This is a genomic window from Lactivibrio alcoholicus, assembly GCF_055390895.1.
On record NZ_AP042471.1, the window covers coordinates 1,210,385 to 1,235,187 of the forward strand.

Genomic DNA, 24,803 nt, shown 5'->3' on the forward strand with positions numbered 1-24,803 from the left:
CAAGCCGTTTTTCGGAATGGCGTCGCGCCGGGCGTCCAAGGCGCGTTCGTGGTGTATCATACGAACCGGGGCCGGGAGGCGGGGCGCGTCTCCCGCCATCTTTGGGAGGATCGGGGCGTGGTGCGCGATGGATTCCGGAAAAGGGACGCTGCGGACGGTCTACGAGTGTATCCTCGTGCTCCTCGCGATTCTCTGTGTCGTGCTTCTCGTCGTCCAGGACCGTCTCGATCTGACGGAAGCGCAGGACTCCATGATCGATGCGGCGGACCTCGCGATCTGGACCGTTTTCGTCGCGGATTACTTCGTGTTCCTCTACCGGGCCCGCGACCGGCGTGCGTACGTCCGGACGCATATCGTCGAGCTCGTCGCGATCATTCCGTTCAACGCCCTGTTCAAGGGACTCAGGGCCTTACGGATCTTCACGATCTTCAGGTCCGCGCGGGCGTTCCAGGCGGTCCGGCTCCTGCGGCTCTTCGTCTCATTCGGGCGAACCCACAGGTACATCGACCGGTTCTTCCGTCGGCACAACTTCCACTACATCCTCTTCTTCACGACCTCGACGATCCTCCTCGGCGCCGTCGCGGTCGGTCACTTCGAGAACATGGGCTTCAACGATTCGCTCTGGTGGGCCTTCGTGACTGCCACGACGGTCGGCTACGGGGATATCGCGCCGGTTTCGGGCGGGGGACGCATCGTCGCGGTGTGCCTGATGCTCGTCGGAATCGGCTTCATCAGCACGCTGACCGGCACTATCGCGTCGTTTCTCGTCTGTCCGGAGGCGGACGACGACGCTCCGGAGATGTCCCGCAACGAGTTCGTCGCCCTCGCGATAAGAAAGCTCGGAAACTTCGAAAATCTTTCCTCAGATGAGGTCAGGGACATTTGCACGGTCCTCGTGAGTCTGAAATCCGGCGCGGACGGGGCGAACGCCGGGGCAAAGCGATAGGGAGCGGTACAATAGAGGGCAAGGGAGGGATGCCCTGTGGATCGGGTCTTGCTTGTCGATGACGACCATGGACTCTGCGATCTCCTCGCGGAGTATCTCGGGACGGAGGGATTCGACGTCGCGGTCGTCCACGACGGAGAGAGCGCCGTTCCGAAGGCTTCGGGGGGCGACTTCTCGCTCATCGTCCTCGACGTGATGCTCCCCGGAAAGAGCGGACTCGACGTCCTCCGGGAACTCAGGCGGACGTCCGACGTCCCCGTGCTCATGCTCACGGCCCGGGGCGACGACGTCGACCGGATCGTCGGACTGGAGCTCGGCGCGGACGACTATCTGCCGAAGCCGTTCAACCCGCGCGAACTCTCGGCCCGGATGCGCGCGATCCTGCGGCGCGGCCGCCCCGCCGCGGCGGATGCGGACGAGGCGCAGGGATCGCACGAGACGGCCCTGACTGTCGGAGGTCTCCGCCTCGACCCGTCCGCCCGCTTCGTCAGCGTCGACGGCCGCCGCACGGACCTGACGACGATGGAGTACGATCTCCTCGAGGCGCTCATGCAGGAACCCGGAACGACCTGCTCGCGCGAGAGACTGATGCAGCAGGTATTCAAGCGCCCCTTCACGCCGTTCGACCGAAGTCTCGATGTCCATATCAGCAACCTCCGCCACAAGATCGGCCCCTACCCCGACGGGTCGGACCGGATCAAGACGGTGCGCGGCGTGGGCTACATTCTCGCCTTCCCGCCGGAGGAGGCGAAGGGCGGATGAGGCGTTCGTCGCTGTTCGCGAAGGTCTTTCTCTGGTTCCTCGCGACCATTCTCATGTCCGTCGTCGTCAGCTTCGGATTGACGATGGTGATGTCCCGGCAGGGAATCATTCTGACGGGGCAGGAGGAGGTTCTCTCGAAGGCGCTCGCGCTTCGCGGCCGCGAATGCCTGGGCATCCTCGAGAAGGAGGGCGTCGAGGCGCTCGGCGCCGCGGTCCGCGCGATCCGTCGCGAGACGGGATTCGCGATGTTCTTCTTTCACCCGGACGGACGGTCCGTCCTCGAGGACGAGTCGCCGGAGTTCGTGCGCAGAATAGGCCGGAATGCATTCGAAATGTTGGCCGACGGGCGGGATTTCGAGACTCGCGGCAGTTTTACGAATGTCGTGGAGCGCATGAAGTCGTCGTCGGGCCGTGAGTACGTCGTCGTCGGGGCGTTTCGCCGCCCTCCCCCCGTGCTGCGGGTGATCGCCGAAAAACGCGTCCCTTTCGCGATCTACCTCGCAGGAGTCTTCGCGACAACGCTGCTGCTCTGCCTCGCGCTCGCGCGCCACATCAGCGGACCGCTCACGCGACTGACCGCGGCAACCCGGAGACTTGCCGACGGAAAGTCCGACGTCGGCATCGACGAAAAGGTCCTCCGCCGGACCGACGAAGTCGGCGAACTCGCCCGTACCCTCGACGAATCCGCTCGGTACATCCGCGAGCTTCTGGACGCCCAGAAACGACTGATACGGGATATTTCCCACGAGCTGCGCACGCCGCTCGCGCGCCTCGGCGTCGCGCTCGAACTCGCCCGGAAAAAGGCCCCCGGCGCCGGCGAATCGCTTGCCCGTATCGAATCCGAGGCGGTTCTCCTGAACGACATGATCGGGCAGCTGCTGTCGCTTTCGCGCGTCGACGTCGAGATGGGACACGTCGCGCCCGAACCGGGCGATTTCGAACTTCTCGTCGGTCGGGTCGTCGAGGACGCGCGGTTCGAGGCCCGGCCTACGGGCAAGGGGATACTCTTTCGTTCCGAGGGACGCGGCTGGGCCATTCCGATGAAGGAGGGGATCCTCCGGGGCGCCGTGGAGAACGTCCTGCGGAACGCGCTGCGCTACACGTCGCCCGGAACGGCCGTCGAGGTCACGATCGTGTCGGACCCCGGGCGTGGCGTCGCGCTCCGCGTTCTGGATCACGGTCCGGGTGTTCCGGAAGGGGAGCTGAGCAAGATCTTCGAGCCCTTCTACAGGACGGAATCCTCGCGGACGCGCGACTCGGGCGGAACCGGAATCGGGCTCGCGATCGCTCACCGGGCCGTCGAACTGCACGGCGGAACGATCTCTGCGGCGAACGCGCCGGGCGGCGGGCTCATCGTCGAGATCGTCCTGCCGGGGACGGCGAAAGCGTCCCCCTGATGCGGCCGGATTGCCGTCAGCCGCGGGGGGCGTCTCCGGCCCGGCCGATGGAGAACAGCGAAAAATCCGTCTCTGGGTCGAACGCGCGTGTGATCGATACGTCGTCGAACGCCTCGATCATTATCTCGACCGTACTCATAACGGGGTTCCCGGTCTCGAGGAGATGTCCGCCTATGACGCGCATCGACGGATCGGACATCACGCAGTGAAGGTGGACGACGGTGCGGCCGTCGTCGGCCATCGTCCCGATGAAGCCGCTCCCGCCCAGGAGCTCGATCGGCCCTTCGATCCCGACGGGGTCGACGTACTTCGCCCCCATCCTCGCGCCCGGGAACGGGACCGGGTAGACGAACCGGGTGCGCAGCAGGCTTCCGAGCATCGTCGTGATGCACCCGGCCCTGACGTCATGTTCCTCGCAGATCCGGAGCAACCCTTCGAAAAGTTCCGTCCGTGGCCAGATACGGGCGACGACGGAACGTCTCCGCGCCTCTACGGACGATACTCGAACCGGAAATTCGGACATGGTTCTTCCTCCTTCGTGATTCGGGATATGACGCAGCAGGGGTATTTGCCGGAGTTTCTTCATACGGGCGTAACGAGCTTTTTTTGAAGATACTACAGTGAATTCCGTCGGGAGTAAACAACGTCGCCAAACGACTCCGTGGTTCGATTCGGGACGATGTGTCATAATAGACTGAAAAATTGTCGTCTGCGAGGAGGTGCCCCGAATATGCGGCGTCACACACGCTTCGAGCTCGCGGGAATCGTTGTCGCTGCCGTGTCGACGTTCGTCGCGGCGTCACCCGACGCGGGCCGGGCATCGTCCTCCAGGCCGATCGAACGGTTTGGATTTTCGGACTTCCGGATCTCCCCGTCGCCGTTTTCGCCGGCCTTCAGCCCCGGAAAGAAAGATGTCGCCTCCTTCCGGGCACGCACCGATCGGGCCGTTCCGCTGCTCTTCAGGATCTCCTCGGGAGACGCGCCCGTCGTCGAGATTCCGCCGCGTCGGACGGAATGGCTCGCGGGGGATCGCGAGCGCGTCGGATGGCGGGCCCTTTCGTCCGACGGACTGACGCCCCTCCCCTCCGGGCGCTACGTCGTCGACGCCATCTGCCCGTTGACGCTCGAGCGCTCGGCCGGATCGACGGACCGCGATTCCCGGTCCGTCATCGAGAATCCGTACGCCGTCGCCGCCGACGAGTCCGGGCGGATCTTCGCGGCCTCCCGGCGTTCGCCGCTTCAGGTATTCTCTCCCGACGGCGCCTTTCTGCGCTCCCTCGACCCCGCGTGTGGCGGGAAGAAGCTGCTGCCGTGCGTCGCGCTGACATGGGGCGACGGGAAGCTCCTGCTGCTCCACCGAAGCGGGCTCTATTCCGTGAACCCGGAGACGGGCGAGGGAACGCTCCTTCGCGCGGCGGAGCTCGTCCCGCGCGGGATCACCGACAGGGACCTCCTCGCGGCCGGAGGCGGACGCATCGCGCTCGGGTCGCGCTCCACGGGACGGGTCTATCTCTGCGCCCCCGACGGATCGGTCTTCCGGACCGTCGTTACGGACGGGCCCGCGGGAGCTCCGTTCACCGACCTGCGCGGCGTCGCGCTTCTTTCCGACGGCGGCCTCTGGGTGACGTCGATGGAGCGCATCGTCTCTCCCGACACGTTCGCACCACTCGCGCGCCGGTACGACGCGCAGGGAAACCTGGTCGCCGACGTGCTTCCCGTGATCGCCGGAGGCTCCTTCCCGATGCCGTCGCCCGGACGCGTCGCGGCGCTCGACGACGGGTCGGCCGTCATCGCGAGCGCCCAGCCCTTTCCGCCGTCGATCTTCCCGGCCGGATCGCCGTTTTTCAGGATCTTCGCGCGCGTCTCGGCGTCGGGAGATCTCGTCGCGACGTGGGGCGACGCAGGGAGCGCCCCCGGAAGCTTCGATCGCGTGACGGCGCTCGCCGTCTCGGGGAGCAGGATCGTCGCGGCGGACGGCGGATACAACCACCGCCTCGTCGTCATGAACGCCTCGGGAGACCTCCTCGGCGCGATCGCGACACCTCCGGAACGGTTCGTCGACCCGATCGGGGCCGTCCGGACACCCGACGGAGGGATCCTCGTCGCCGACAGGGAACTCGACCGCTGCGTGCGGCTCGACGCTTCGGGCGACGCGGTTTCGGAATGGCGCGTCTGGGGGGCGCTCCGGGGAATGGCGCGCATCGACGGACTCTTCGAGGGGCGCGACGGAACCGCGCTCGTGGCCTGCGGGTGGGAAGTCCTGCGCGCCACGGCCTCGGGCGACATCGTCGGGCGCATCGAACTGCCGCGAACTGCCGCGCCCCCGACGTGGGGCGGCGCGTTCGAGGACGCGTCGGGCGACCTCTGGGCGAGCGAACGGGCCCCTGCGCCGCTGCGCGTCTTCTCGCGCGACGGAGCGCTTCTCGGTACGATCGCGCCTGTCTCGGAGGCACGCGGATTCTTCGGCCCGCTCTGTTCGGGCGAGGGCGGCGTATGGGCCCAGTGTCGGATATCCGGCGACCGGGAAAGGACTGCGGCCGTGCTTCTGGACCCGGCGACGCGGGCAGTCGCCCGGACCGTTCCATTCGAAGATGTCCGTAACTCAGGCGACGAGGCGGGTCCGTTCATGCGCATGGACTTCGGCTTCCTCCGGGCGTCGCGGGGGGATCTCCACGCGTTCGGTTCCGACGGACGAGGCCTGTGGTCGCTCGGCGGAACGCAGGGCGAGGGGTACACGATCGCGGCGATCCTCGCACAATCCGGAGACATCACGCTGGTCGAACGCAACCCGTCGCACCCGTCGGGGCTGCGCGTCGAGACCTGGTCGCCGCGCGAGACGCTCCTCGGACGGGCGGAAGTCGTCGCGGACAACGAGCCTCCCGTCGTGCGCCTCGATCCCGTGCTCCTTCCCGTGCCGGGAGCTTCGGGAACCGTGACGCTGACGGGAACCATTGCGGACACGAATCCCGAACGGTACGTCGTCTCCTGGGCGTCGCGGAAATACGAGCCGCGACGGTGGTCGTCGCTCGCCGCAATTCCGATGTCGGCCGATGTCCGAGGCATTCTCGCGCGCTGGTCGCTCTCGCGCGCGGCGCGGGACGCCGGGATCGACGTTCGCGTGAGCGCCCGCGACGCGGCGTGGAACGAAAACGGCGACGAGATCCGCATCGCCTTCGACGAGGACGGCGACGGATTTTCCAACGAGGTCGAGGTTTCGTGGGGAACCGACCCGCACCGATTCACGACGATCGGGAGCGTCGATCTCGAGGTGGACCTCGACGCGCTGCTGCGCCCCTACAGCTTCGCGGACGTTCCGACGCATGTGCGCTTCCGCGCCTTCGACGCCGCAAAAAAGGAACTCGCGTCGGCCCGAATCTCCGTTTCCGCGGACGCGGGAGCCCTGACGGGGACGAACGGTTCCGTGACGTGGACGCCCCCGCCCGGGGACGGGCATGGGCTCTTTACGGTCTCGTTCCCGATGCAGGCGATCGACGGGCGAATCTTCGCGTCGGCCGACGCGTCGTTCTCGCTCCGCTACGCCGTCGACGGCGACAGGGACTGGCGTCCCGACGCGGAGGAAACGGCGTCTCCGGCGTCCGGCGACGTGTTCGCGTCGCTGCCCGCGAACCCGGATACGGACGGCGACGGCGTTCCGGACGGGCTGGACCTGGTCCCGGGCTGGACGCCTTCGGATCGCGACTGGTCGAGCACGTACCTGCCGCACACCCTCGGCTGGGGGACGACCTTTCGCTTCTACGGCCTCGGAGGCGCGAAGAGCTCCGTGAGCAAGTACGGATCGAGCGCGACGACGAAGGCCATCCTGCGGAGCGACGCCGTCGCCGACGGCGACAAGATGACGGACCTCGTGAACCGGCTGCTTTCGGGCGTCCCGCTCGCGCAGGGGGACGATAGGACGATTCTCGAACAGGTGACGGACTACCTGCGCTCGTCGACCGAATGGATGAAAACGGATCGCCCCGTCGGCCCCTCCGCCCCCTCCGGTCCTCCGCCGAATCTGATGGACGCTCCCGGGGGCGGAGAGCCGTGGCGGGCCATCCGTTCGACGCTGCGGCAGATCCCGACGGACAATGAGGAATACCTCGGACGGTACGTTCTCGAAGGACTCCTTCACCCGACGACAGTCTTTGACTATTATTCGCTCGAGTCGGAGATGGACGTGACGGTCGGAAACGTCGCGTGGATCGACGGACGGGTCGGGACAAACCCGTCCGCGGATACGATCTTCGCTCGCCCGACCGGCGGTTCCTTCGCCACGTTCCAGCTTCGTCCGGCGGTTCCGGCGAGTGCGGGCGGCATCCACCGGAACTTCCTCGTCGCGTCGTTCCCCGGGAGCGAGGGGCGCAACGACCGAAAATTGACGATCCAGTGGCGCATCGTCTCGCCGGACATCGACCGGACTGCCGGGAACGACACGGGAACGCGGACGCGCCCGGCGTGGTTCGTTCAGGTCTTCCACGCGAACGACTTCGTCGAAACCACGGCGCCCCTGATACGGACGCGGCCTCCCTTTTCGTCGGAAACGCTGACGCTCTTCAGCGCCCCGTGGTACCGGGCGCTCTACGAGGGCGTGATCGAGGGACGTCCGGCCGGGATGAACGTCTACGAGGGCAGTCTCGAAATTCCCGGAATCGCGCTGTTCCCGTCGCCCTCGTATGTCGTCCGGATGACGCCGTTCTGGCTCGTCGTGAAGGAGGGACCGCTCCCCTGCCCGCTCGATAACGCGCACACCATTCCCGCGAACCGCGAAGATTGCCTCTCCTGCCGCGGATCGGTCCGCCGCCGGTACGGCGAGCCGATCGACCGATTCGACCTGAAGGTGAGCGGTGTCACGGTCGAAGCGAGGCTCGGGAGCATTCGGTGGATCTATCGCCGGACCGGACACGCGGCAACGCTGACGTCCGACGCCATGCGCGCCGTCGCCGATGTCTTTCCGAAGGTCTGCATCGTCCGGGACGGGTACGCGCTCATGAAGGGTCTCTTGACGGACGTACCGCTCTACTCGGGGAGCGGGAATCTCACGGTGGGGGGCCTGAGCGTCGCGTGGATGGACCGGCCTCCTCCGGATGGCCTCGGCGGCAACAGGGATGAAGCCGCGACCCGGCTGAATGGAGACACGTTGCGGCGTCTCACGGAGATGGACGCGGTCTTCATGTACGTTCCCAACGCGGCGCTCGGGGATCTCGCGATGGAGCGGATCCCGTGGACCTCAGGGACGTGGTATTATCCGGGGTCTGACGGAGAGAGGCTCTTCGACGGTCTGTGGATCGACGTCGTCCGGACCGACGCGGCCCGCAGGGGCGTTTCATGGCGAAGGATCCCGTTCTGGGACGGCTTCGCTGGGGATCTGTCCGGCCGTGCGGCGTCGGCGGACGCGATTTCGATCCTCCGGCCCGTCGGATCGGGGCGGATGCTGGTCCGAACGGATAGCGCCGTCCCCCTCTCCGGCGATCTCGCGGCGAAAACGACCTCGATGGTCACGGTCGGCGTGGGCGAGACGACCGAAGCGATCATCGACGAATGCGACGCGTCCCGCGTCACGACGGCCGTGAAGATCGCGGCGGTCGTCGCGGACGATCATCCGTCGGCGATTTTCCTTTCCGACGGCATCAACGTCACATCCTGTCTCGCGGAGGGCGACGCCGTCGGAGCGATGATCTGCTCGCTCTCGGCCGGAGCCAAGATGTCGAAGACGCTGCTGTCGTCGTTTCTGTTCAGGGGGAGCAGGCTCCAAGGCAGTCTCTGGGCAAAAGGGCTCGACATCCCTGTGCTCAGGTCGCGGACCTTCGCGTCGGCGGGGTGCGCGCTCAACGTCGCCGGAGCCGTCGCGGGGGCGCTCGAAATCGCCTACTGGATCCACCGCTACAACCGGACCGACGACATCCTTCTGAAACAGGAGGCGGTCAGGCAGGCAGTCGCGGTCGGCATCGACACGGGCATCGGAATCATGCCTCAGGGGAGCCTCATCCTGATCCCGTGGACCGTCAGCGCGCTCGCGACGCAGCAGATTCTCCGGGAACTGGGCTTCGGCCTCTCGCCGCTCGCGGAGAAGATGGTCACGCCGGGGCAGTCGCTGACGACGCTGGCGCTCCACCTTTTGCCGAAGAGCGTCTCGAAGGAAGAGGCCGACATGGTCGCGGAACTCGCGCAGAAGGACGCGATCGGCCGGTGCACGAACTACAACCGCGACCCGGCGCGGAAGGCGACGTACATCTATATCCCGCCGGGGTACTGAGGTCGAAAGCAACAAAGGCGCAACGCACAACATTGTCCGACGTGCGTTGCGCCTTTCGTCGATCCGATTGTGGAGCGGTTATTTCCGAAGCGGCGTTCCGATGTTCCGGATCTTCGCCTGCATTTCCGGGCTCAGCCGGATGACGAGTTCCGCGTTGTACGATCCGTTCGGCGCCGGGTCCAGTTCGTTCCGGAACAGTTGTTGCGCCGCGACGGAATACGCGCGTGACGTGGCCGCGGGCGATCCGTCGGCGACCGCGGGATCGACATCGGTCGTCAGGATCGAAACGGTGTCGTCGCTGTTGCGGACGATCTCGAACATGCGGAACTGCTGCGGGTAGTCGCGAAGCGACGACGTCTCGACCTGCCAGAAGCCGAGTTCGGGGCGCGCGGGATCGGGCGACGGAAACGCCGTGACGGTGTTGACGTGGCGGTGCCCCGCGATCCAGAGGATGAGATTCGGATAGCTGTGAAGTGTGGCGAACAGCTCCTGTTCGGTGACGCACGCCTTGGCCCACCAGCCGTCCAGTGCGCCCGCCGGACGGACGCCGATCGGGATGTGCGCCGCGATGATCATGAGTTTTCCGTCGGCCTGCCCCTTCTCGAGCTGCGCCATGAGCCAGGCGTATCGCTCGGCGTCGAGCGAGCCGTGCCCGTAGCCCTGGAAAAAGACGTCGTCCGCCCTCTGGGTGTCGTCGAGGACGATGACCCGGAGCGGAACGTCCGCCTTCGGCTCGAACGTATAGCAGGCGAAGCCGGTCTCGATGGCCTCGCGCGGGAAACCGTGACCGGCGGGGCTGGACGAGGAGTTGAAGAACTCGGCGATCCATTCGTTTCTCGTCAGGGAGCGGCGGTTTGTGTCGGCCGCGAGCGCCTTCACGGGCGTCGGGAAGTCCATGGACGTTCCAGCGCCGTAGATGTCGCCGTACACGGTCCGGCCGTCGACCGCGCCCATGGAGTAGTCCCGCTTGTTGACGCCGTCGGGATCGTAGAACAGCTGCTGGAACGTCCCAAGCCGGACGATCTCGTCGCCCGTGTAGGTCTGCCGGAGATAGTCGTTCACGGGAACCGAGCCGATGTAGAAGTGATCGTGATTGCCGAGCGCCTGGTACCACGGGATCGTTGTGTCGAGCCCGACGGCCTTGTAGGCGTCCTGGTAGTCGTTGTGCGGTCCGGGAACGGGGTCGTCCTTGACGCCGGAGTCGGGGTTGATGTTCTTGCCGTCCAGGACGTCGATATACCACCGGAGCTCGTTGTACTGGGTGTCGTTGCACGTATCGCCCAGGGAGATCCCGAAATCGAACGGATTCGTCTTGTGGAGGGCGTTGACCGTCTGGACGGCCGCGTCGAGAACGTGGGTCGTGTACAGCATGACCGGGGAGTACCCCGAGGAGATGCCGCCCTTGTAGCCGTAATAGATCGCCTGGCAGGGGGATTCCTTGTCGGAGATATGGATATCTGTGATCGCGAAGAAATTCAGAAGCCGCGCGGCGTGGCCGGCCGATGCGGCGTCGTACGAGGCCGGCATGAGGTCGAGCCGCTTCTCGTGCGGCATTCCGGGGCCGTAATGCCACGTGCCGTAGCCGTCCTGCTCGAATTTCCAGATCTCATACGGATAGACCGCCGCGGCGGTTTGGGGAACCGCGTCGAGCGAGACGACTCGCGAAAGCGTCGTCTGCACGTCGGACGCGATCCTGTACTCCGCAAGCTCGATTCTATCGCCGCCGACGCATCCCCATGACGAAAACGCCAGAAAACCCATGGATACAACCAGAACAACCTTTTTGAATTCAAATGACAGTCTCAAGAACGTCTCCCCTTTTCGTATTATGGCATGACAGATGTCGCCTGTGAGATCCTGCGTGCGCTCGAGCCGTCGGGGATCCTACCGCGTGCGTCGCATCTCGACGGTCTGGTTGATCGTCCGGTCGTCGAGGCGCACGTTCGTCATCGCGCCCGTGGCGCGGTCGTACCTGATGTCGAACGTGTAGCCACTCCCCTGCTCGCGGAGCGTCACGGAAGACGCGTCGGAGGCCGCGACGACGATCCGCGAGCCCGTGATCGGATCCGTGTCGAGAACCTCTCCCGCCCGGAGCCGCGCAAGCCCCGCCGGAGGGGCCCAGAGACCGCAGAACTGACCGACGCCGCTGACGCGGTCGGTCTCCGACGTTCTCGGCGGCAGCCCCGGAACGGATGCGATCGTATCGTTCGTCCTGTAGCGGATCCATCGGTCGCCCCGCGCCGTGACGCGGAGGTCGGACCGCATCGCGAACGGAAAGACGGGCGATCCGGGAAGGATGACAGCCTGGCTCCCCTCGAACGCGGCCGTCCGGAGCGTGGCGATCCACGGCGGGGGTGGGTCGTTCCGCCACGGAACCCGGAGTTCGCGGAACCCCGCGAACGTGCTCTGGGAGAGAATCCCCTGCGTTCCCTTTCCGAGCTCCTTCGTGAAGGCCCCGGAGAGCGCCCCGCTCGAAGCGGACCCGGCGTAGAGCAGGATCCCCGTCGCGAGGTCGTAGACCCACGCGCTCTTCGCGTCGCCACGGTCGTACTGGAGCCGGATGGCCTTGTACGTGACGCCGCGGACGGCGTAGGGCATCCGCAGGATCCGGACGCCTTCGGCCTCGCCGTCTCTGATCGTGGCGAGAAAGTCCGGATGGATCCACCAGTCCCCCGCCGCGCCCGGCAGTCCGACGTCCGCGACGGACGCGATCGGCCGAAGGGGGCCGCTCGCGTCCGTGATTCCGAGGCTTCGGACGTCGAGAGCGACCCCATGACTGTCGACGCCGGCGATGGTCACTTCGGTATAGCCGTGTCCCCCGGAACCGGAGGTTTCCTCGCGGCGGTAGCGGTTGCCCCGGGTGTCGATCCAGCCCCCCGCGTCGTCGCGGTAGTAGAGATACCGCGTATCGGGGACGCTCGCGGCGGACGAATAGTAGGTGATCTTCACGCCCTCCTTGAGCCAGAACGGAGCGGGGTATCCCCTGAGCTGCGGCCACGCGAGAAGCAGCGGATTGTCCGCGGCGGCCGCTCCGGCGAAGAGCGACGCGGCGGCACACGCGGCAAGAACCTTGAAAAAGACGGAACGCATGATGATCCCTCCGTTTCTTCGGGCACCGGAGCGAGAACGCACGTCAGCGTACCCGGCGCTGCTCGACGACCTGGTTGAGCGTCCTGTCCACGAAGCGCATCCGCGTCAGCGCTCCCGTGGAGCAGTCATAGACGAAATCGATTTCGTAGCCCGTCGCCTGTTCGCGAAGCGTGACGGATTCCTCCTCGGCCGTCGCGACGGCGACGCGCGCGCCCGTGAGCGGCGCGGTGTCGATGATCTGCCCCTTTCTGAGGCGCGAGAGTCCCGCGGGGGGGATCCAGAGTCCGCCGACCTGCGCGATGCCGCTGACGCGGGAGCCCTCGTGGAACCCGGCCGGGAATTCCTGAAGCGCGGCCGTGGCATCATCGAGCCGATAGCGGAACCACCGCCGCCCCCTGTCCGTCACGGTCATCGTCGACTTGATGGGCGACGGCAGCGCCTGGGCGCCGGGGAGAATCGTCGTGAAGCTGCCCTCGAACGCCGTCGAGTGGAAATCCGCGATCCACTGCGGCGGAAGGTCGTAGGTCCACGGGAGGGAGATCTCGCGATATTCGACGAGGATGGTCCGCGCGAGCGTATGCGACGGGAGCGGCGGGAGGTCCGGGGATCGGGGCGTTTGCCGGGCCGTTTCGGAGACGGTTCCGCGGTAGACGAGGATTCCGGACTTGAGGTCGTACAGGAGGGCGTGCTTCGCCTCCGGCGTCTCGAAGAGGAATCGGATCGCGTTGTAGGTGATTCCGCGCGTCGTGCACGGCGTACGCTGCACGACGATACCATTCGCTGCACCGTCCGGGATCGACGCGAGGGCTTCCGGGGCGATCCACCACTCGCCGACGATTCCGGGAGCTCCGACCGCCGCCGTGAACGCCGACGGACGGACGGGGCCTGCGAGCTTCGCGCTGTCGAGGCGGCGGACCGATGCGGCGACGCCCGTGCGGTCAACGGCGACGACGCTGACCTCGGTGAAAGTCCGTGCTCCGGTGTCGGTGTCACCTGCGTCGCGGGAGATGGGAGTCTCTCCGGCGTCCTCCCAGGCGGCATCAGCGTCCTGAACCGGGATCGACACCGTTTCGTAGGTGAGTCTGACCCCCTCCTTGAGCCAGAAGGGCGCCTGCGCGCCCTTCAATTCCGGCCACGCGCGGAGCAGAAAGGAATCCGGCGATTCGAACGCATCCGCCACTCCGCACGCGAGCGAAAGCGCGATACACAGATGAAACAGTCCCTGACGGACAGACCTCATGAAACGTTCCTCCCTTGATCATCGGCGGCAAGTGCAGTCATGATAGCGACTCGGGGAGCATACGGCAATCCCGGTTCGCGAGAGTCGCTTTGTTGTCCTTGCTCGAATCATGATACCTTTCAAAAGAATATCCGACGCCTTCCTTTCGTCTCGTGATAGGATTATAGTCGAAAAAATGGCCCGCTTTCGTCCGGGTCCGCAGGGAGGTAACGCGATGTGAGACGGTTCTTCGAGGTCTTGGCGGTTCTGTGTCTCCTGTGGTTCGGATACGCCGTCGTTCTCAATGACGGTTCGGGCGCAGCGAATGCCGACGAGCGCATCTCGGACTTTCGCGTGACGGCGACGGTCGGAGCGGATTCCTCGCTGACCATTCGCGAGGAGATTACCGTAACGGTCGAGGGCAGGGAGATCCGGCGCGGCATTATCCGCGCCGTTCCGACGCTCTATCGGAAGAAGGACGGGAAGACGGAGCGCGTCGACTTCACTCTGCTGTCGGCGTCGCTCGACGGACGCAGGGTCGGTGCCGCGACATCGACCTCCGGCCGCGACACGGAAATCCGCCTCGGCGACTCCGATGTCATGCTTTCCCACGAGGCGCATACGTTCGACATCACCTACCGCATCGCGGGACAGGTGAGCTTCTTCGATTCCCACGACGAACTCTTCTGGAACGTCACGGGCGACGAGTGGACCTTTCCCATCGACCGGGCAGAATACCGGATCGTCCTTCCGGGGGACGGGTACGCGCGGATCACGGGCGTCGCGTTCTTCACGGGGCGTCCGGGCGAAAACGGGAAAGACGCGCAGCGTCTGCCCGACGGTTCGTTCGTCACGACGCGGACGCTCCGGCCCGGCGAAGGCTTCTCGGTCGCGGTCGGCTGGCCGAAGGGCCTCGTGACGCCGCCGCCCCTCCCCCTGCGCGAACGCATCGCGCCGTTCGTGACGCGGTACAGGCTCCCGATCTCGATCCTGTTCGTCGCGCTCTTCCTCGCGTACTACGGGTACGCGTGGCACAGGAAGGGGCGTGACCCGACCCCGCAGGTGATCCCGCTCTTCCGTCCCCCCGAGGGCGTCTCACCCGGATTCGCCCGCTTCTTCAGGACCGGACGGATGGACGCGACCGCCCTCGTGGCCGAACTCATCGAACTCGCGGTCGACGGCCATATCCGGTTCGGCGAGGCGGACGAGGAGACTCTCACGCTGCTCCGCAACGACGGGGCTCCGTCCGCGGACACGTTGCCGCAGCCGGTACGGACGTTTCTGACGACCGTCTTCCCGGCCGGAACCGACCGCCTCGACATCTCGGCGAAGAAGGGAAACTTCGCGCTCAAGCGCCTTCATGACGGCCTCGAGGCCGAATACAAGAGGCGATCCTCCAGGCTCATGATCCCGAACCTCCTGCTGCGACTCGGTGGCGTGCTCCTCTTCGTCCCGATGATCTGGACGCTCTCCGTCGTGTCGCCGCCGTCCGGAAGGGAAGCGACCGATTCGCTCTTCCCGGTTCTCATCGGGGCGCCTCTCGCCTTCGCGGGGATCACCGGGATCGTCTCCGTCTTCCGCGGAATGCGGGGACGCGGAATCGCCGAACGCGTCCGGCGATTCATCTGGTCGTCGCTGCTCGTCGGCCTCTTCGGCGCGTCGGTCAACTTCGCGCTCCGGGGCGACATCGCCCTCTCGGGAGGCGTCCTCGCGGCGTGGACAGTCGTCGCCGTCTTCTGGAAGCTGCTGCCGGCCCGGACGCAGGAGGGCGCGAAACTCGCGGCGGACATCGACGGACTCGCCATGTACATCGGGACGGCCGAGACGGAACGGCTCGAAGCCATGAACCCGCCGGAAGAAACGCCCGAGACGTTCGAGAAGATCCTGCCCTACGCGGTCGCGCTCGACCTCGCGGACACATGGGCCGCCCGGTTCGAAAAGATCCTCGCCCAGGCGGCGTACGCGCCCTCGTGGACGGCGACCGGCGGCGACATCCTCTTCAACGTCGGCATGCTGCGGGACGCGGGAAGCCGAACGATCTCCTCGTCGATCGCGCGCGCCGTCGTCGCGAGAAGTTCGAGCGGCGGCTCGCGACGGGTCGGCTGGTCCGGAAGCGGCCGCGGCAGCGGCCTCGGCGGCGGAGGCAGCTCCGGAGGAGGCGGAGGCGGAGGCGGAGGAAGAGGATGGTGAGTGACCTCCCGATTCGCGCGGTCGCAAAGCGACCGTGCAGGAACTCATGCCCGCATCACGTCTTTTTGTGATGCGGGCGGAGTGAGGATCCGCGAAGCGGATTGTGCGAACTCATGCCCGTGCGAGTCTTTCCCGCACGGGCGGAGTGACGATTCAACCAAGCGCCCGCTTTTCGGGCGGGGGGAACTCATGCCCGCATCGTGTTTTTCGATGCGGGTGGAGTAACGCAGATACGGAGTACCGAGGCGAAGCGCCATGCGACGTTTGCCGCACGAGCTCGACGGGCGGATGCGTGGCGGGGGGGCTGAGATTCCCGAGCGGTGGGAATCGATATGGGGCCGAAGGAGGAAGGAATCATGATCCGGAAGAGCGTGTTTCTCGGATTGATGGCGTCTCTGTACGTGATTGCGGCCGCGTGCGGCGTGTCCGGAGCGGGGACGGTCACCGCGGACGACCTGACCTTCACGATGCCGGCCGGCTGGATCGCGAAGGAGGCCCCCGGCATGAAGGCGTACCAGGTCCTGATGTATCAGGGAAAGCCTGTCGGAGAGATGTACCTCGCCAAAGAACCTCTCCTGGCGCCGAAGACGCCGTCGCAGATGCTCGAGGAGGGACTGCGGAAAAACGCGTCGTCGCTGCAGAACTATCAGCCGCTCGAAACGATGAACCTGACGGTCGCGGGACTCGACGCGATTCTGCACGACTACGTCTATTACCTGCCCCAGAGCAGCGTCCCATTCACGGGCCGCGTCGTCGTCACGGTCGTGAACGACGCCGCGTACACCTTCTTCTTCAACACGACATCGAACTACTTCCCGGCCGTAAAGGGGGCGTTCATGGAGATCATCGCGTCCATCCGGAGCATTCCGCGCCCTACTCCGGGAGAACAGCCGTCCGTCGTCACGCAGAAGGGGCCGAGGAAGATCGAGGAACACGGATTCGTGATGGAGCTCGCTTCCGGGTGGATCGAAACGAACGATCCGGCGGGCGCGAAATACAGGTTCTACGGGCCCGACAAAAAACTTGTCGCGTCGTTCTTCCCGTTCGACCGCGACGAGAAAAGTGCCGTGGACGCGCTCTTCGCGATCGCCGGAAAGAGCGATCCGCTCGAGGCGGTATTGAACGGAAAGATCGCGACGAGCTTCAAGACCTTCGGCGACTACGCGCCACTCGGTACGAAACGTCGAACCGTCGCGGGCTGCGACGCGATCGTTCACGACTTCTCGTTCAAACAGGGGGAAATAAAGGGCGTCTACCACTGGTGCATCGTCGCGGTCAAGGACAAGCCGGACGTCGGAACGCAGAAATTCGCACCCTCGTGTTACAGCTTCGCGTTCGTCACCTATCGCCCGGAGAAGTTCGCCGAGTTGACGCCCGTCTTCGACGTGATCCTCGATTCGGCGACGCTCGCAAAACCGCTTCCCTCCGCGACCGCCTCCGTGACTCCGGGCGCAACCGCGACGAACGGAGCCGCGCCGAAGCCCACCCCGGACGAACAGACACTCCCGCCGCTTCCCGACGTCGATCGGCCCGACACCTTCCGGGATCCGGCCGGGAGATTCACGGTGACGCTTCCGAAGGGTGCGACAAAGGACCGGGAGCCGCGAATCGAAAACATGGGCGAGACGGGCGAGACGCACACCTATTCGCTCCCCGGCGTCCCGGACGCGATGGTGATCCTTCACGTCTTCGAGGGCGAGCCCGCAGGCCTCGCCTGGCGCGACCTCCTGACGGCGGAACTCGACGCGAGGGACAGCGGAACGGCGACGTGGACCGTCGGCGGCAGAAAGGTCCCGGTCGATCTCTTCGTGACCGGGGACAATCAGGTTCTCGTCACGGCGGTCTTCGGGGGCGACGGCCTCGCGGTCGGCGTGCGCGTTCCGAGAGAGAAGTACGCACCCTCGCAGGGCTGGATCAAGGCCCTGATCGGCGGTGTGACGTTCAGGTAGAACGACGGGACAGGAGGGAACGATTATGAAGCGATGGATTCCGTATGCGCTCGCCGCGTGCCTCATCCTTGCCGCAATGTCCGCGGATGCGCTCGAACTCGCGTACCACTGGCCGAAGGAGGCGGACCTCTCGGGAACGAACGTGAACCTGCGAAGCGCTCCGTCGACAGGCGCGTCGCAGGTCGGACGGTTCGCCGACCGGGCCGACGCGGGGGAACTTCTCGTCCTGGCGGAATCGAAGGACGAGGCCGGGAACATCTGGTATCGCGTCATCGGCGCGAGACACGGCGAGGGGTGGGTCTTCGGGAAATACGTCTCGGTCCTGCCGGACGCCGGAACAACCGCGGCCGTGTGCCGCCGCGTCCGGGCCGACTACGGCGTCACGTACGCGCTCGCGAAGGCGCGCTTCGGAGAGCCCGTCAGGACCGATGCACGGACCTTCACGATCCGCGAGTTCAACGTGACCGTCAACGAGACGCACTGCTCCTGGCCCGGGCACGAGGCGGTCTTCTGGGCGAGGGGCGACGGGGGCGACCGCTTGCGCTTCGTCCGCGTCGCGAAGGCGGGAGCCGATTTCGGCGGCGTCGCCGTCGGGATGACCACCGTCGAACTCTCCGAGATCCTCGGGGAGCCCGAAGAAAAGCAGTCCGACACCTGGCTCTACACGGACGGCCGCGTCGACTCGCTCTCATTCGGCATCCGCGGCGGGAGGGTGGCGTCGATGGAATACGCGAGGGCGCTCTTCGAGTGACGCAGAGGCCGCAACCGGATCGCCCTTCGGGGTCCCTGCTCCGCGTCGTCGCGTGGGCGTGCGTCGTCGCGGGCGCGGGCGTTCTCGCGTGGCTCGCGGTCCAGTACGCTCTTCTGACATTCGTCCTGACAGGCGCGGCGAATGTCGATGTCCCGTTTCGGGTGTTCATTGAAGGCCTGACGGCGGTTCTCGTCTCGAGAATCGCCGTCGCCTCAGCGATAGTCCTTGCGGTCGGCGCCGCGATCCTGAAGTTCGTGCGCTGACGTCAGCACTCGATCCCCGTCCGCGCCTCCACGCCCCTTGTGTAGTAGTGCTTCACCTCGTACATCTCGGTCACGAGGTCCGCACGCCCGAGAACGCGCGGGTCTGCCTTCCGTCCCGTGATCACGAGTTCCGCGTCGCGCGGCTTGCGGTCCATGAGGTCGAGGAGTTCGTCGGCCGAAAAGAGGCCGAAGTGCGTCGCGATGTTCGCCTCGTCGAGGATGAAGAGCCTATAGCCGTCGCCGCCCCGGTCGAACATCCTCCGAAGTTCGTCGAGACCGGCCCGGGCGGCCGCGACGTCTTCGTCCTCGGGCGTCCTCCGGATGAAGCAGCTCCTTCCGTACTGTCGGACTGTCACGAGGCCGGAAAGGCGTTCGAGCGCCGCGATCTCGCTGTAGCGCATCCCCTTCACGAACTGCGCGATGAAGACGCGCAGTCCCGCCCCGGCCGCGCGCAGCGCGAGCCCGAGCGCCGCCGTCGTCTTCCCCTTGCCGTCGCCCGTGTAGACGTGGATGTAGCCCCGCGTCCAGTCCGCCGCGTCAGACATCGCGTTCCCTCCGTCTTTTCCGCGCGCGTTGCAGCAGCAGCGGGATAACCGACAGCGCGACGAACGCAGACGCAACTCCGGTCGCACATCCGCCACCGCCGCTTCCGCCGGCGACCGTCGGCACAACGGTCGGACCCGAAGTCGGCGACGGAGTCGGCGTGGGAACAGCCGTCGGAGCGGGCGACGTCGCCGTGATCGCGTCGACGATCGCCTGTCCGAAGAGCGGGGCGACGCGCGCGCCGAACGCCGCATTCGGGTGCGAATCGCCCCCTCCGGCCGAATACTCGTCGCGGAGGTAGAGCCCGCCGTCGGTTTCGAGTTCGTAGAAATCCCAGACGAAGATATTGTCCCCCGGCTCGTCCCAGATGTTCCGCACCCAGTCGACGAACGACCGCATCCGCGTGGCCCGCTCCGGCGAGAGGTTCGCCTGGACGTGAACCGCGCCCGTCCAGACGACGAAGGTCTTTGTCGGGAACGACCGCATCTTCGTCTTGAGCGCCTCGTACTGGAGCCGGTAGTTCTCCTGCCGTCGCTCCGTCGAGGCGACGTCCGGCGCGCCAATGTCCGCCTCGATCTCGCTGAGCGGGTAGCAGTGCTTCCAGGCAATCACGTCGTAGCTCTGCGTGAGGATTTCGAGCGTGTCGTCCCCGAGATGGGGGGTGTTTCCCGCGTGGTTCACCCAGACGTTCCAGTAGTCGTAGGGGTCGTTGCCGCCCTGGGGATACCAGCGGTTTTCGATCCGATAGTCCGTTCCGTTCGCTGCGTTGTACACGGCGAACCATTGCGGAACGCCGTTCTCCCAGACAACGCCGCCCGTGCTGTGGTGCAGGAAGACGATGCGCTCGTTTCCTGCGGCGGCAAGGGTTTCGTTCGCGGGAAACGCCAGCGCGGCGCACACGGCGCACAGCCCGAGAACCCGTTTCCAGTTTTCGCTGTTCATGACGCATCGCTTCCTTTCCGTGATGGAATCCCGGCGGGAATATGCCGCGTTTCCCGTCGAACCGTTACGGGGAGTATCGTCCATCTTCCCCGCGGAGTCATTATCGGAAGAATCAGATACGCCGAGACTCCGGGCGCAATCTCCGGGGCAAAACGAACGCTCCTGGTCGGAGCCGAGAAAGTCGTGATCGCCCGCGACGCGTATTCCCGCCCGGGTGGCGAAAGCCCCCCATGGGACTCCATGGGGGGCTTTTCATTCGACTATCGCTTCCGGGAACCGTTCCGTCAGATCCGTTCCTTCAGCCGCGCGAGCATGTCCGCGGTCATCCGGTCGAGGTCGTACTTCGGCTCGAAGCCCCACTCCCGGCGGGCGGCCGTACAGTCGAGCGAGTCGGGCCACGACTCCGCGATCCGCTGCCGCAGGGGATCCACGTCGTAGTCCATCGTGAAGGAAGGCATCAGCTTCCGGATGGACGCGGCGATCTGCTCCGGCTCGAAGCTCATCGCCGAGATGTTGAACGCGTTGCGGTGGACGAGCTTCGCCGGGTCGGCTTCCATGAGTCTCGCGACGGCGTCGAGCGCGTCGGGCATGTACATCATGTCCATGTACGTGTTCCTGGCGATGTAACTCGTGTAGCGCCCCTTCTTGAGCGCCTCGTAGTAGATGTGGACGGCGTAGTCGGTCGTTCCGCCGCCGGGCAGCGCCTCGTAGCTGATGAGGCCCGGAAAGCGAAGCCCTCGCGTGTCCATTCCGTATTTGAGGTGGTAGTAGTCGCACAGCAGCTCCATGCTCACCTTCGCAACGCCGTAGACCGTCGTCGGCCGCTGGATCGTGTCCTGCGGGGTGTTCTTCGAAGGGGTCGACGGGCCGAAGGCCGCGATCGAACTGGGGAAGAAGAACGCCGCGCCGCGTTCCCTGGCGGCTTCGAGCGCCACGCAGGTTCCGTTCACGTTGATGTCCCACGAGGCGACCGGGTCGGCCTCGCCCTTGGCCGAGAGGACCCCGGCGAGATGGATCACCGTGTCGGCTCTGAAGGAGCCGAGAACGTCCGAAAAGGCCTTTCCGTCCCGAACCTCGAGAAGCGCAAAGGGGCCGCCCTCGGAAACGGGCCCGGACACCTTCCGCCGCGCCGTCGCGAGGACGTTCTCCGCGCCGTAGAGTTTCCGGAGGTGCGGGACGAGTTCGACGCCTATCTGTCCGTTCGAGCCCGTAACGAGAATCCGTTTCATGAGATGATCCCCATCTCGCGGCCGACGGTCGCGAACGTCTTCACGGCGTGCGCGAGGTCGTCCTCGGAGTGCGCCGCGGATACCATCACGCGGATTCGGGCCGTGCCGCGCGGGACGGTCGGGAAGACGATGGCCGTTGCGAAGATTCCGGCCTCGAAGAGCTTCGCGCTGAAGGTCTTGGCGTCCTGCGCCTCGCCGATGATGACGGGCGTGATGGGCGTCTCGCTCTTGCCGGTGTTGAATCCGAGCGCCGAGAGTTCGCGCTTGAGATAGCGGCCGTTGCTCCAGAGCTTCTGGACGAGGTCGTCGCCCGACTGGAGGATTTCGACGGCCGCGAGGTTCGCCGCGACGTCCGGGACCGTGAGCGCGCTGCTGAAGAGGTTCGGCCGCGCCTTCTGACGCAGGTAGTCGACGAGCGTCGCGCTTCCGGCGATGACGCCGCCGACGACGCCGAAGGCCTTGCTCATCGTGCCGATCTCGACGTCCACGCGCCCGTGGAGCTTGAAGTGGTCCACGATGCCGCGTCCGCCGCGCCCCAGGACGCCCTCGCCGTGCGCGTCGTCGACCGCGACGATCACGCCGTACTCCTCGCAGAGGTCGACGATCGCGGGCAGCTTCGCGACGTCGCCGTCCATCGAAAAGACGCCGTCCGTGATCAGGAGCTTGCGCCCCACCGCGCCCTTGTACTCTTCGAGCTTCGCCCTGAGGTCGATCATGTCGGAGTGCTCGTAACGCACGACCTTTGCCTTCGAGAGCTTGCACGCGTCGATGATCGAGGCGTGGTTGAGGGAGTCGCTGAAGATGATGTCGTCGGCCGACGGAACGAGCGTCGGGATCGCGGCCAGGTTCGCGCAGAAGCCCGACTGGAGCACGATGGCCGCCTCGGCGCCCTTGAACGCCGCGAGCTTCTTTTCGAGTTCGAGGTGGAGGCTCATCGTCCCCGCGATCGTCCGGACCGCGCCCGGGCCGACGCCGAACGCGCCGACGCACTCCTTCACCTTCGCGCACAGGCGGGGATCGTTGCACAGCCCGAGGTAGTTGTTCGAGCAGAGATTGAGGTATTTTTTCTCGCCGATGGTCACCCACGCGCCCTGCGGACTTTCGATCGTCCGGATCGTGCCGTACAGGCCGTTCTGCTTCATCGCGTCGAGTTCTTCGGTCAGAAACTTCATCGGAACACCCATCGAGATCACTCCTTCTGAAAATTTATGATATGATTATCAAATAGTAATGTGACCGAATGTTTCTGTCAACGGAGTATAATTCGGGCGGGCTCTATATAATTGAAAGTGAAAAAATATATTTTTGTTGCGGACCGGAAAGGAGGGATGCGATGTGGGAACGGATACGGATATCGAGACGCTCGCGTCGCGGATGAGCGGCGACAGCACCGCGCCGCACTTCATCGCGGAAGTTCTCCGCGCGGCGATCTACCGGGGCATCCTCGAGGAGGGCAGGCCCCTGCACCAGGCGCAGCTCGCGCAAAAGCTCGGCGTGAGCCCGATCCCGTTGCGCGAGGCGCTGCGGCTGCTCGAAGTCGAGGGGCTCGTCGCGTTCCAGGGGTACCGGGGCGCGTTCGTGACGGCGCTCTCGCTCGAAGAGGCACGAGAGCTCTACGAGATGGTGACGGCGCTCGAATGCAGCCTGATGCGGGTCGCGTTTCCGCACATCACCGGACGGATCGTCGACGAGGCGCGGCGCGTGCTCGCGACGATGGACGGCGAACTCGACTGCATCCGGTGGCGCGACCGGAACTACATGTTCCACACGCTCTTCTACGAACCGGCCGACCGCCCCCTGACGATGGACTTCCTCGCGCGCCTGCGCCAGAAGACCGACCGCAAGATCCGCATCCATCTCGCGTCGATGCGCGACGTCTCGCAGGAACAGCACCGCGCCATCCTCGACGCCGTCGCCTCGCGAGACCTCGACGCGGCGCTCTCGGCGCTGACGTACCACCTGACCTACACGTCGAACGACCTTCAGTCCTGCATGCGCCAGGAGCAGTCGCAAAAGACGGTATAGGACTACCCCTCCGTCAGGACGCGATTGCGGCCGAGATCCTTCGCGCGGTACATCCGGTCGTCGGCGCGCCGGAGGAGCGCGTCGAGATCCGTTCCGCCACCCGTCTCGGTCGCGATCCCGATGCTGATGGTATAGCGGATCGAGCGGGGTTCGGAGTGCTCCGCCGCCACGCGGATCCGTTCCGCTATCCGGAACGCCTCGCGCGGGTCGCACCCGGCGAGCAGAACGACAAACTCCTCCCTTCCGAAGCGGCACGCGATATCCGTCTGGCGGATCGACTCGCGGAGCGTCGCCGCGAGGTTCGCGATGATTTCGTCCCCCGCCGCGTGACCGTACGTGTCGTTGATGGCCTTGAAGTTGTCGATGTCGATCATGAGCAGCGAAAAGGGTTCGCCCTTGGCCGCAGCCCTGAAGGCGTACTCTCCGGCGAGGCGGAAGAAGGCCCGCCGGTTGGAGAGTTCGGTCAGAGGGTCGGTCTCCGCGAAGACCCTGAGATTTCGGCTGAGCTGTTCCTTCTTGAGAAGAACGTACGCCATGCTGCTCAGGAGCAGCAGAAACGGGTGCAGAAGCAGCGCGAAGAGCACCCGCTGGTCCGAGGAAACGCCGGGAAAGACCGCGTACGAGCCGTCGCCGAGAATCGCCGCGGCGCGGTAGAGGGTCGACATGCTGCACACCATGTAGATGCCGCCCGTGACCTTCTGGATGAGCGACGAGTCCCGGCGGGAGAACATCAGGATCACCCCCGGAACGAAGTACATCGCCGTCTGCAGCAGGCACAGATACAAGAAACGCGTTGCGATCTCCAGTCCGGGCGCCAGCAGGAACGCGACGGAACAGAGCGAGAGCAGCAGGTAGCCGATCGCGTACGAGCGGTTTACGCCGACCTTGAGCGAAAGCATCGCAAGAATCTCGAGGCTCCATCCGCAGAACAGCAACGCATTGCCGGCGCAGACCAGTGCGACGATGCCAGTGGACGAGGCGGTCATCATCAGGACCCATCCGGCGATCTGAAGAGCCTTTCCCCACAGAAAGGCGCGGTCGTGCCGCGTGACGACGCCCTGCCGCGTATCGAACAGGAGGAGCAGGAAGACAACGACGTGTCCGACGATGAGAACCGCTGTGATCGTGCCGATACCGACGTTCATGGCATCGCTCTCTCGTGATAGGGATATCGTCCGGGACGCCCCTGGACTATAATGACCCGCGTAAGGCCGCAACCTCATTGCGGAATGTCGATTCACATG

Annotated in this window: 18 protein-coding genes; 9 read left to right on the forward strand and 9 right to left on the reverse strand. The window is 65.7% G+C overall.

Annotated features, from left to right (window positions below; genetic code table 11):
* The first annotated feature begins 127 nt into the window (after positions 1-127).
* The 3 genes from ACZ5IU_RS05765 to ACZ5IU_RS05775 are packed head-to-tail and all read left to right on the forward strand — an operon-like array spanning position 128 to position 3,105.
* Positions 128-946 carry a potassium channel family protein gene (locus ACZ5IU_RS05765; protein WP_464421240.1) on the forward strand — a complete coding sequence of 273 codons (819 nt, stop codon included), beginning with the start codon at positions 128-130 and terminating at the stop codon, positions 944-946.
* A gap of 36 nt (positions 947-982) precedes the next feature.
* Positions 983-1,708: a response regulator gene (locus ACZ5IU_RS05770; RefSeq protein WP_464421241.1), complete on the forward strand. Its 726-nt coding sequence runs from the start codon at positions 983-985 to the stop codon at positions 1,706-1,708.
* The gene (locus tag ACZ5IU_RS05775; protein ID WP_464421242.1) at positions 1,705-3,105 is read left to right on the forward strand and encodes an ATP-binding protein; all 1,401 of its coding nucleotides are present in this window, start codon (positions 1,705-1,707) and stop codon (positions 3,103-3,105) included. Before ACZ5IU_RS05770 ends, ACZ5IU_RS05775 begins: the two co-directional genes overlap by 4 nt.
* A 16-nt stretch (positions 3,106-3,121) precedes the next feature.
* On the opposite strand, the gene ACZ5IU_RS05780 is transcribed toward ACZ5IU_RS05775, so the two are convergent.
* The gene (locus tag ACZ5IU_RS05780) at positions 3,122-3,628 is read right to left on the reverse strand and encodes a PPC domain-containing DNA-binding protein (protein ID WP_464421243.1); all 507 of its coding nucleotides are present in this window, start codon (positions 3,626-3,628) and stop codon (positions 3,122-3,124) included.
* Between the two features lie 207 nt (positions 3,629-3,835).
* Between ACZ5IU_RS05780 and ACZ5IU_RS05785 the strand changes: the two genes are divergently transcribed.
* A complete protein-coding gene (locus tag ACZ5IU_RS05785) occupies positions 3,836-9,358 on the forward strand; it encodes a hypothetical protein (RefSeq protein WP_464421244.1) in 5,523 nt (1,840 codons plus the stop codon).
* Positions 9,359-9,436: 78 nt separating this feature from the next.
* On the opposite strand, the gene ACZ5IU_RS05790 is transcribed toward ACZ5IU_RS05785, so the two are convergent.
* The 3 genes from ACZ5IU_RS05790 to ACZ5IU_RS05800 all read right to left on the reverse strand — a co-directional run bounded on the left by ACZ5IU_RS05790 (position 9,437) and on the right by ACZ5IU_RS05800 (position 13,688).
* Positions 9,437-11,164: a TIGR03768 family metallophosphoesterase gene (locus ACZ5IU_RS05790; RefSeq protein WP_464421245.1), complete on the reverse strand. Its 1,728-nt coding sequence runs from the start codon at positions 11,162-11,164 to the stop codon at positions 9,437-9,439.
* A 78-nt stretch (positions 11,165-11,242) separates the two neighbouring features.
* Entirely contained in the window at positions 11,243-12,448 is a 1,206-nt protein-coding gene (locus ACZ5IU_RS05795) for a hypothetical protein (RefSeq protein WP_464421246.1), read from the reverse strand.
* A gap of 43 nt (positions 12,449-12,491) precedes the next feature.
* Positions 12,492-13,688: a hypothetical protein gene (locus tag ACZ5IU_RS05800; RefSeq protein WP_464421247.1), complete on the reverse strand. Its 1,197-nt coding sequence runs from the start codon at positions 13,686-13,688 to the stop codon at positions 12,492-12,494.
* Positions 13,689-13,904: 216 nt separating this feature from the next.
* On the opposite strand from ACZ5IU_RS05800, the gene ACZ5IU_RS05805 reads away from it, so the two are divergent.
* The 4 genes from ACZ5IU_RS05805 (at position 13,905) to ACZ5IU_RS05820 (ending at position 18,820) form a co-directional block, all read left to right on the forward strand.
* Positions 13,905-15,857 carry a DUF2207 domain-containing protein gene (locus ACZ5IU_RS05805; RefSeq protein WP_464421248.1) on the forward strand — a complete coding sequence of 651 codons (1,953 nt, stop codon included), beginning with the start codon at positions 13,905-13,907 and terminating at the stop codon, positions 15,855-15,857.
* 356 nt (positions 15,858-16,213) lie between these two features.
* The gene (locus ACZ5IU_RS05810) at positions 16,214-17,806 is read left to right on the forward strand and encodes a hypothetical protein (RefSeq protein WP_464421249.1); all 1,593 of its coding nucleotides are present in this window, start codon (positions 16,214-16,216) and stop codon (positions 17,804-17,806) included.
* Positions 17,807-17,831: 25 nt separating this feature from the next.
* Positions 17,832-18,557, forward strand: a complete 726-nt coding sequence (locus tag ACZ5IU_RS05815; RefSeq protein ID WP_464421250.1) for an SH3 domain-containing protein — start codon at positions 17,832-17,834, stop codon at positions 18,555-18,557.
* Entirely contained in the window at positions 18,554-18,820 is a 267-nt protein-coding gene (locus ACZ5IU_RS05820; protein ID WP_464421251.1) for a hypothetical protein, read from the forward strand. Before ACZ5IU_RS05815 ends, ACZ5IU_RS05820 begins: the two co-directional genes overlap by 4 nt.
* A gap of 2 nt (positions 18,821-18,822) precedes the next feature.
* On the opposite strand, the gene ACZ5IU_RS05825 is transcribed toward ACZ5IU_RS05820, so the two are convergent.
* The 4 genes from ACZ5IU_RS05825 to ACZ5IU_RS05840 form a co-directional block, all read right to left on the reverse strand.
* A complete protein-coding gene (locus ACZ5IU_RS05825) occupies positions 18,823-19,365 on the reverse strand; it encodes a cob(I)yrinic acid a,c-diamide adenosyltransferase (RefSeq protein ID WP_464421252.1) in 543 nt (180 codons plus the stop codon).
* Positions 19,358-20,305, reverse strand: coding sequence for a hypothetical protein (locus ACZ5IU_RS05830; RefSeq protein ID WP_464421253.1), 948 nt, complete (start codon positions 20,303-20,305; stop codon positions 19,358-19,360). Before ACZ5IU_RS05830 ends, ACZ5IU_RS05825 begins: the two co-directional genes overlap by 8 nt.
* A gap of 284 nt (positions 20,306-20,589) precedes the next feature.
* Positions 20,590-21,534, reverse strand: coding sequence for an NAD-dependent epimerase/dehydratase family protein (locus ACZ5IU_RS05835; RefSeq protein ID WP_464421254.1), 945 nt, complete (start codon positions 21,532-21,534; stop codon positions 20,590-20,592).
* Complete coding sequence (locus tag ACZ5IU_RS05840) at positions 21,531-22,718, reverse strand: glycine C-acetyltransferase (RefSeq protein WP_464421255.1); 1,188 nt, start codon at positions 22,716-22,718, stop codon at positions 21,531-21,533. The genes ACZ5IU_RS05835 and ACZ5IU_RS05840 overlap by 4 nt, the downstream gene beginning before the upstream one ends.
* A 151-nt stretch (positions 22,719-22,869) precedes the next feature.
* On the opposite strand from ACZ5IU_RS05840, the gene ACZ5IU_RS05845 reads away from it, so the two are divergent.
* Positions 22,870-23,559 (forward strand): GntR family transcriptional regulator, encoded by a 690-nt coding sequence (locus ACZ5IU_RS05845; RefSeq protein WP_464421256.1) that lies wholly within the window; start codon positions 22,870-22,872, stop codon positions 23,557-23,559.
* Between the two features lie 2 nt (positions 23,560-23,561).
* Here the strand turns inward: ACZ5IU_RS05845 and ACZ5IU_RS05850 are convergent, their stop codons facing one another.
* Positions 23,562-24,704, reverse strand: a complete 1,143-nt coding sequence (locus ACZ5IU_RS05850; RefSeq protein ID WP_464421257.1) for a GGDEF domain-containing protein — start codon at positions 24,702-24,704, stop codon at positions 23,562-23,564.
* Positions 24,705-24,803: the final 99 nt, after the last annotated feature.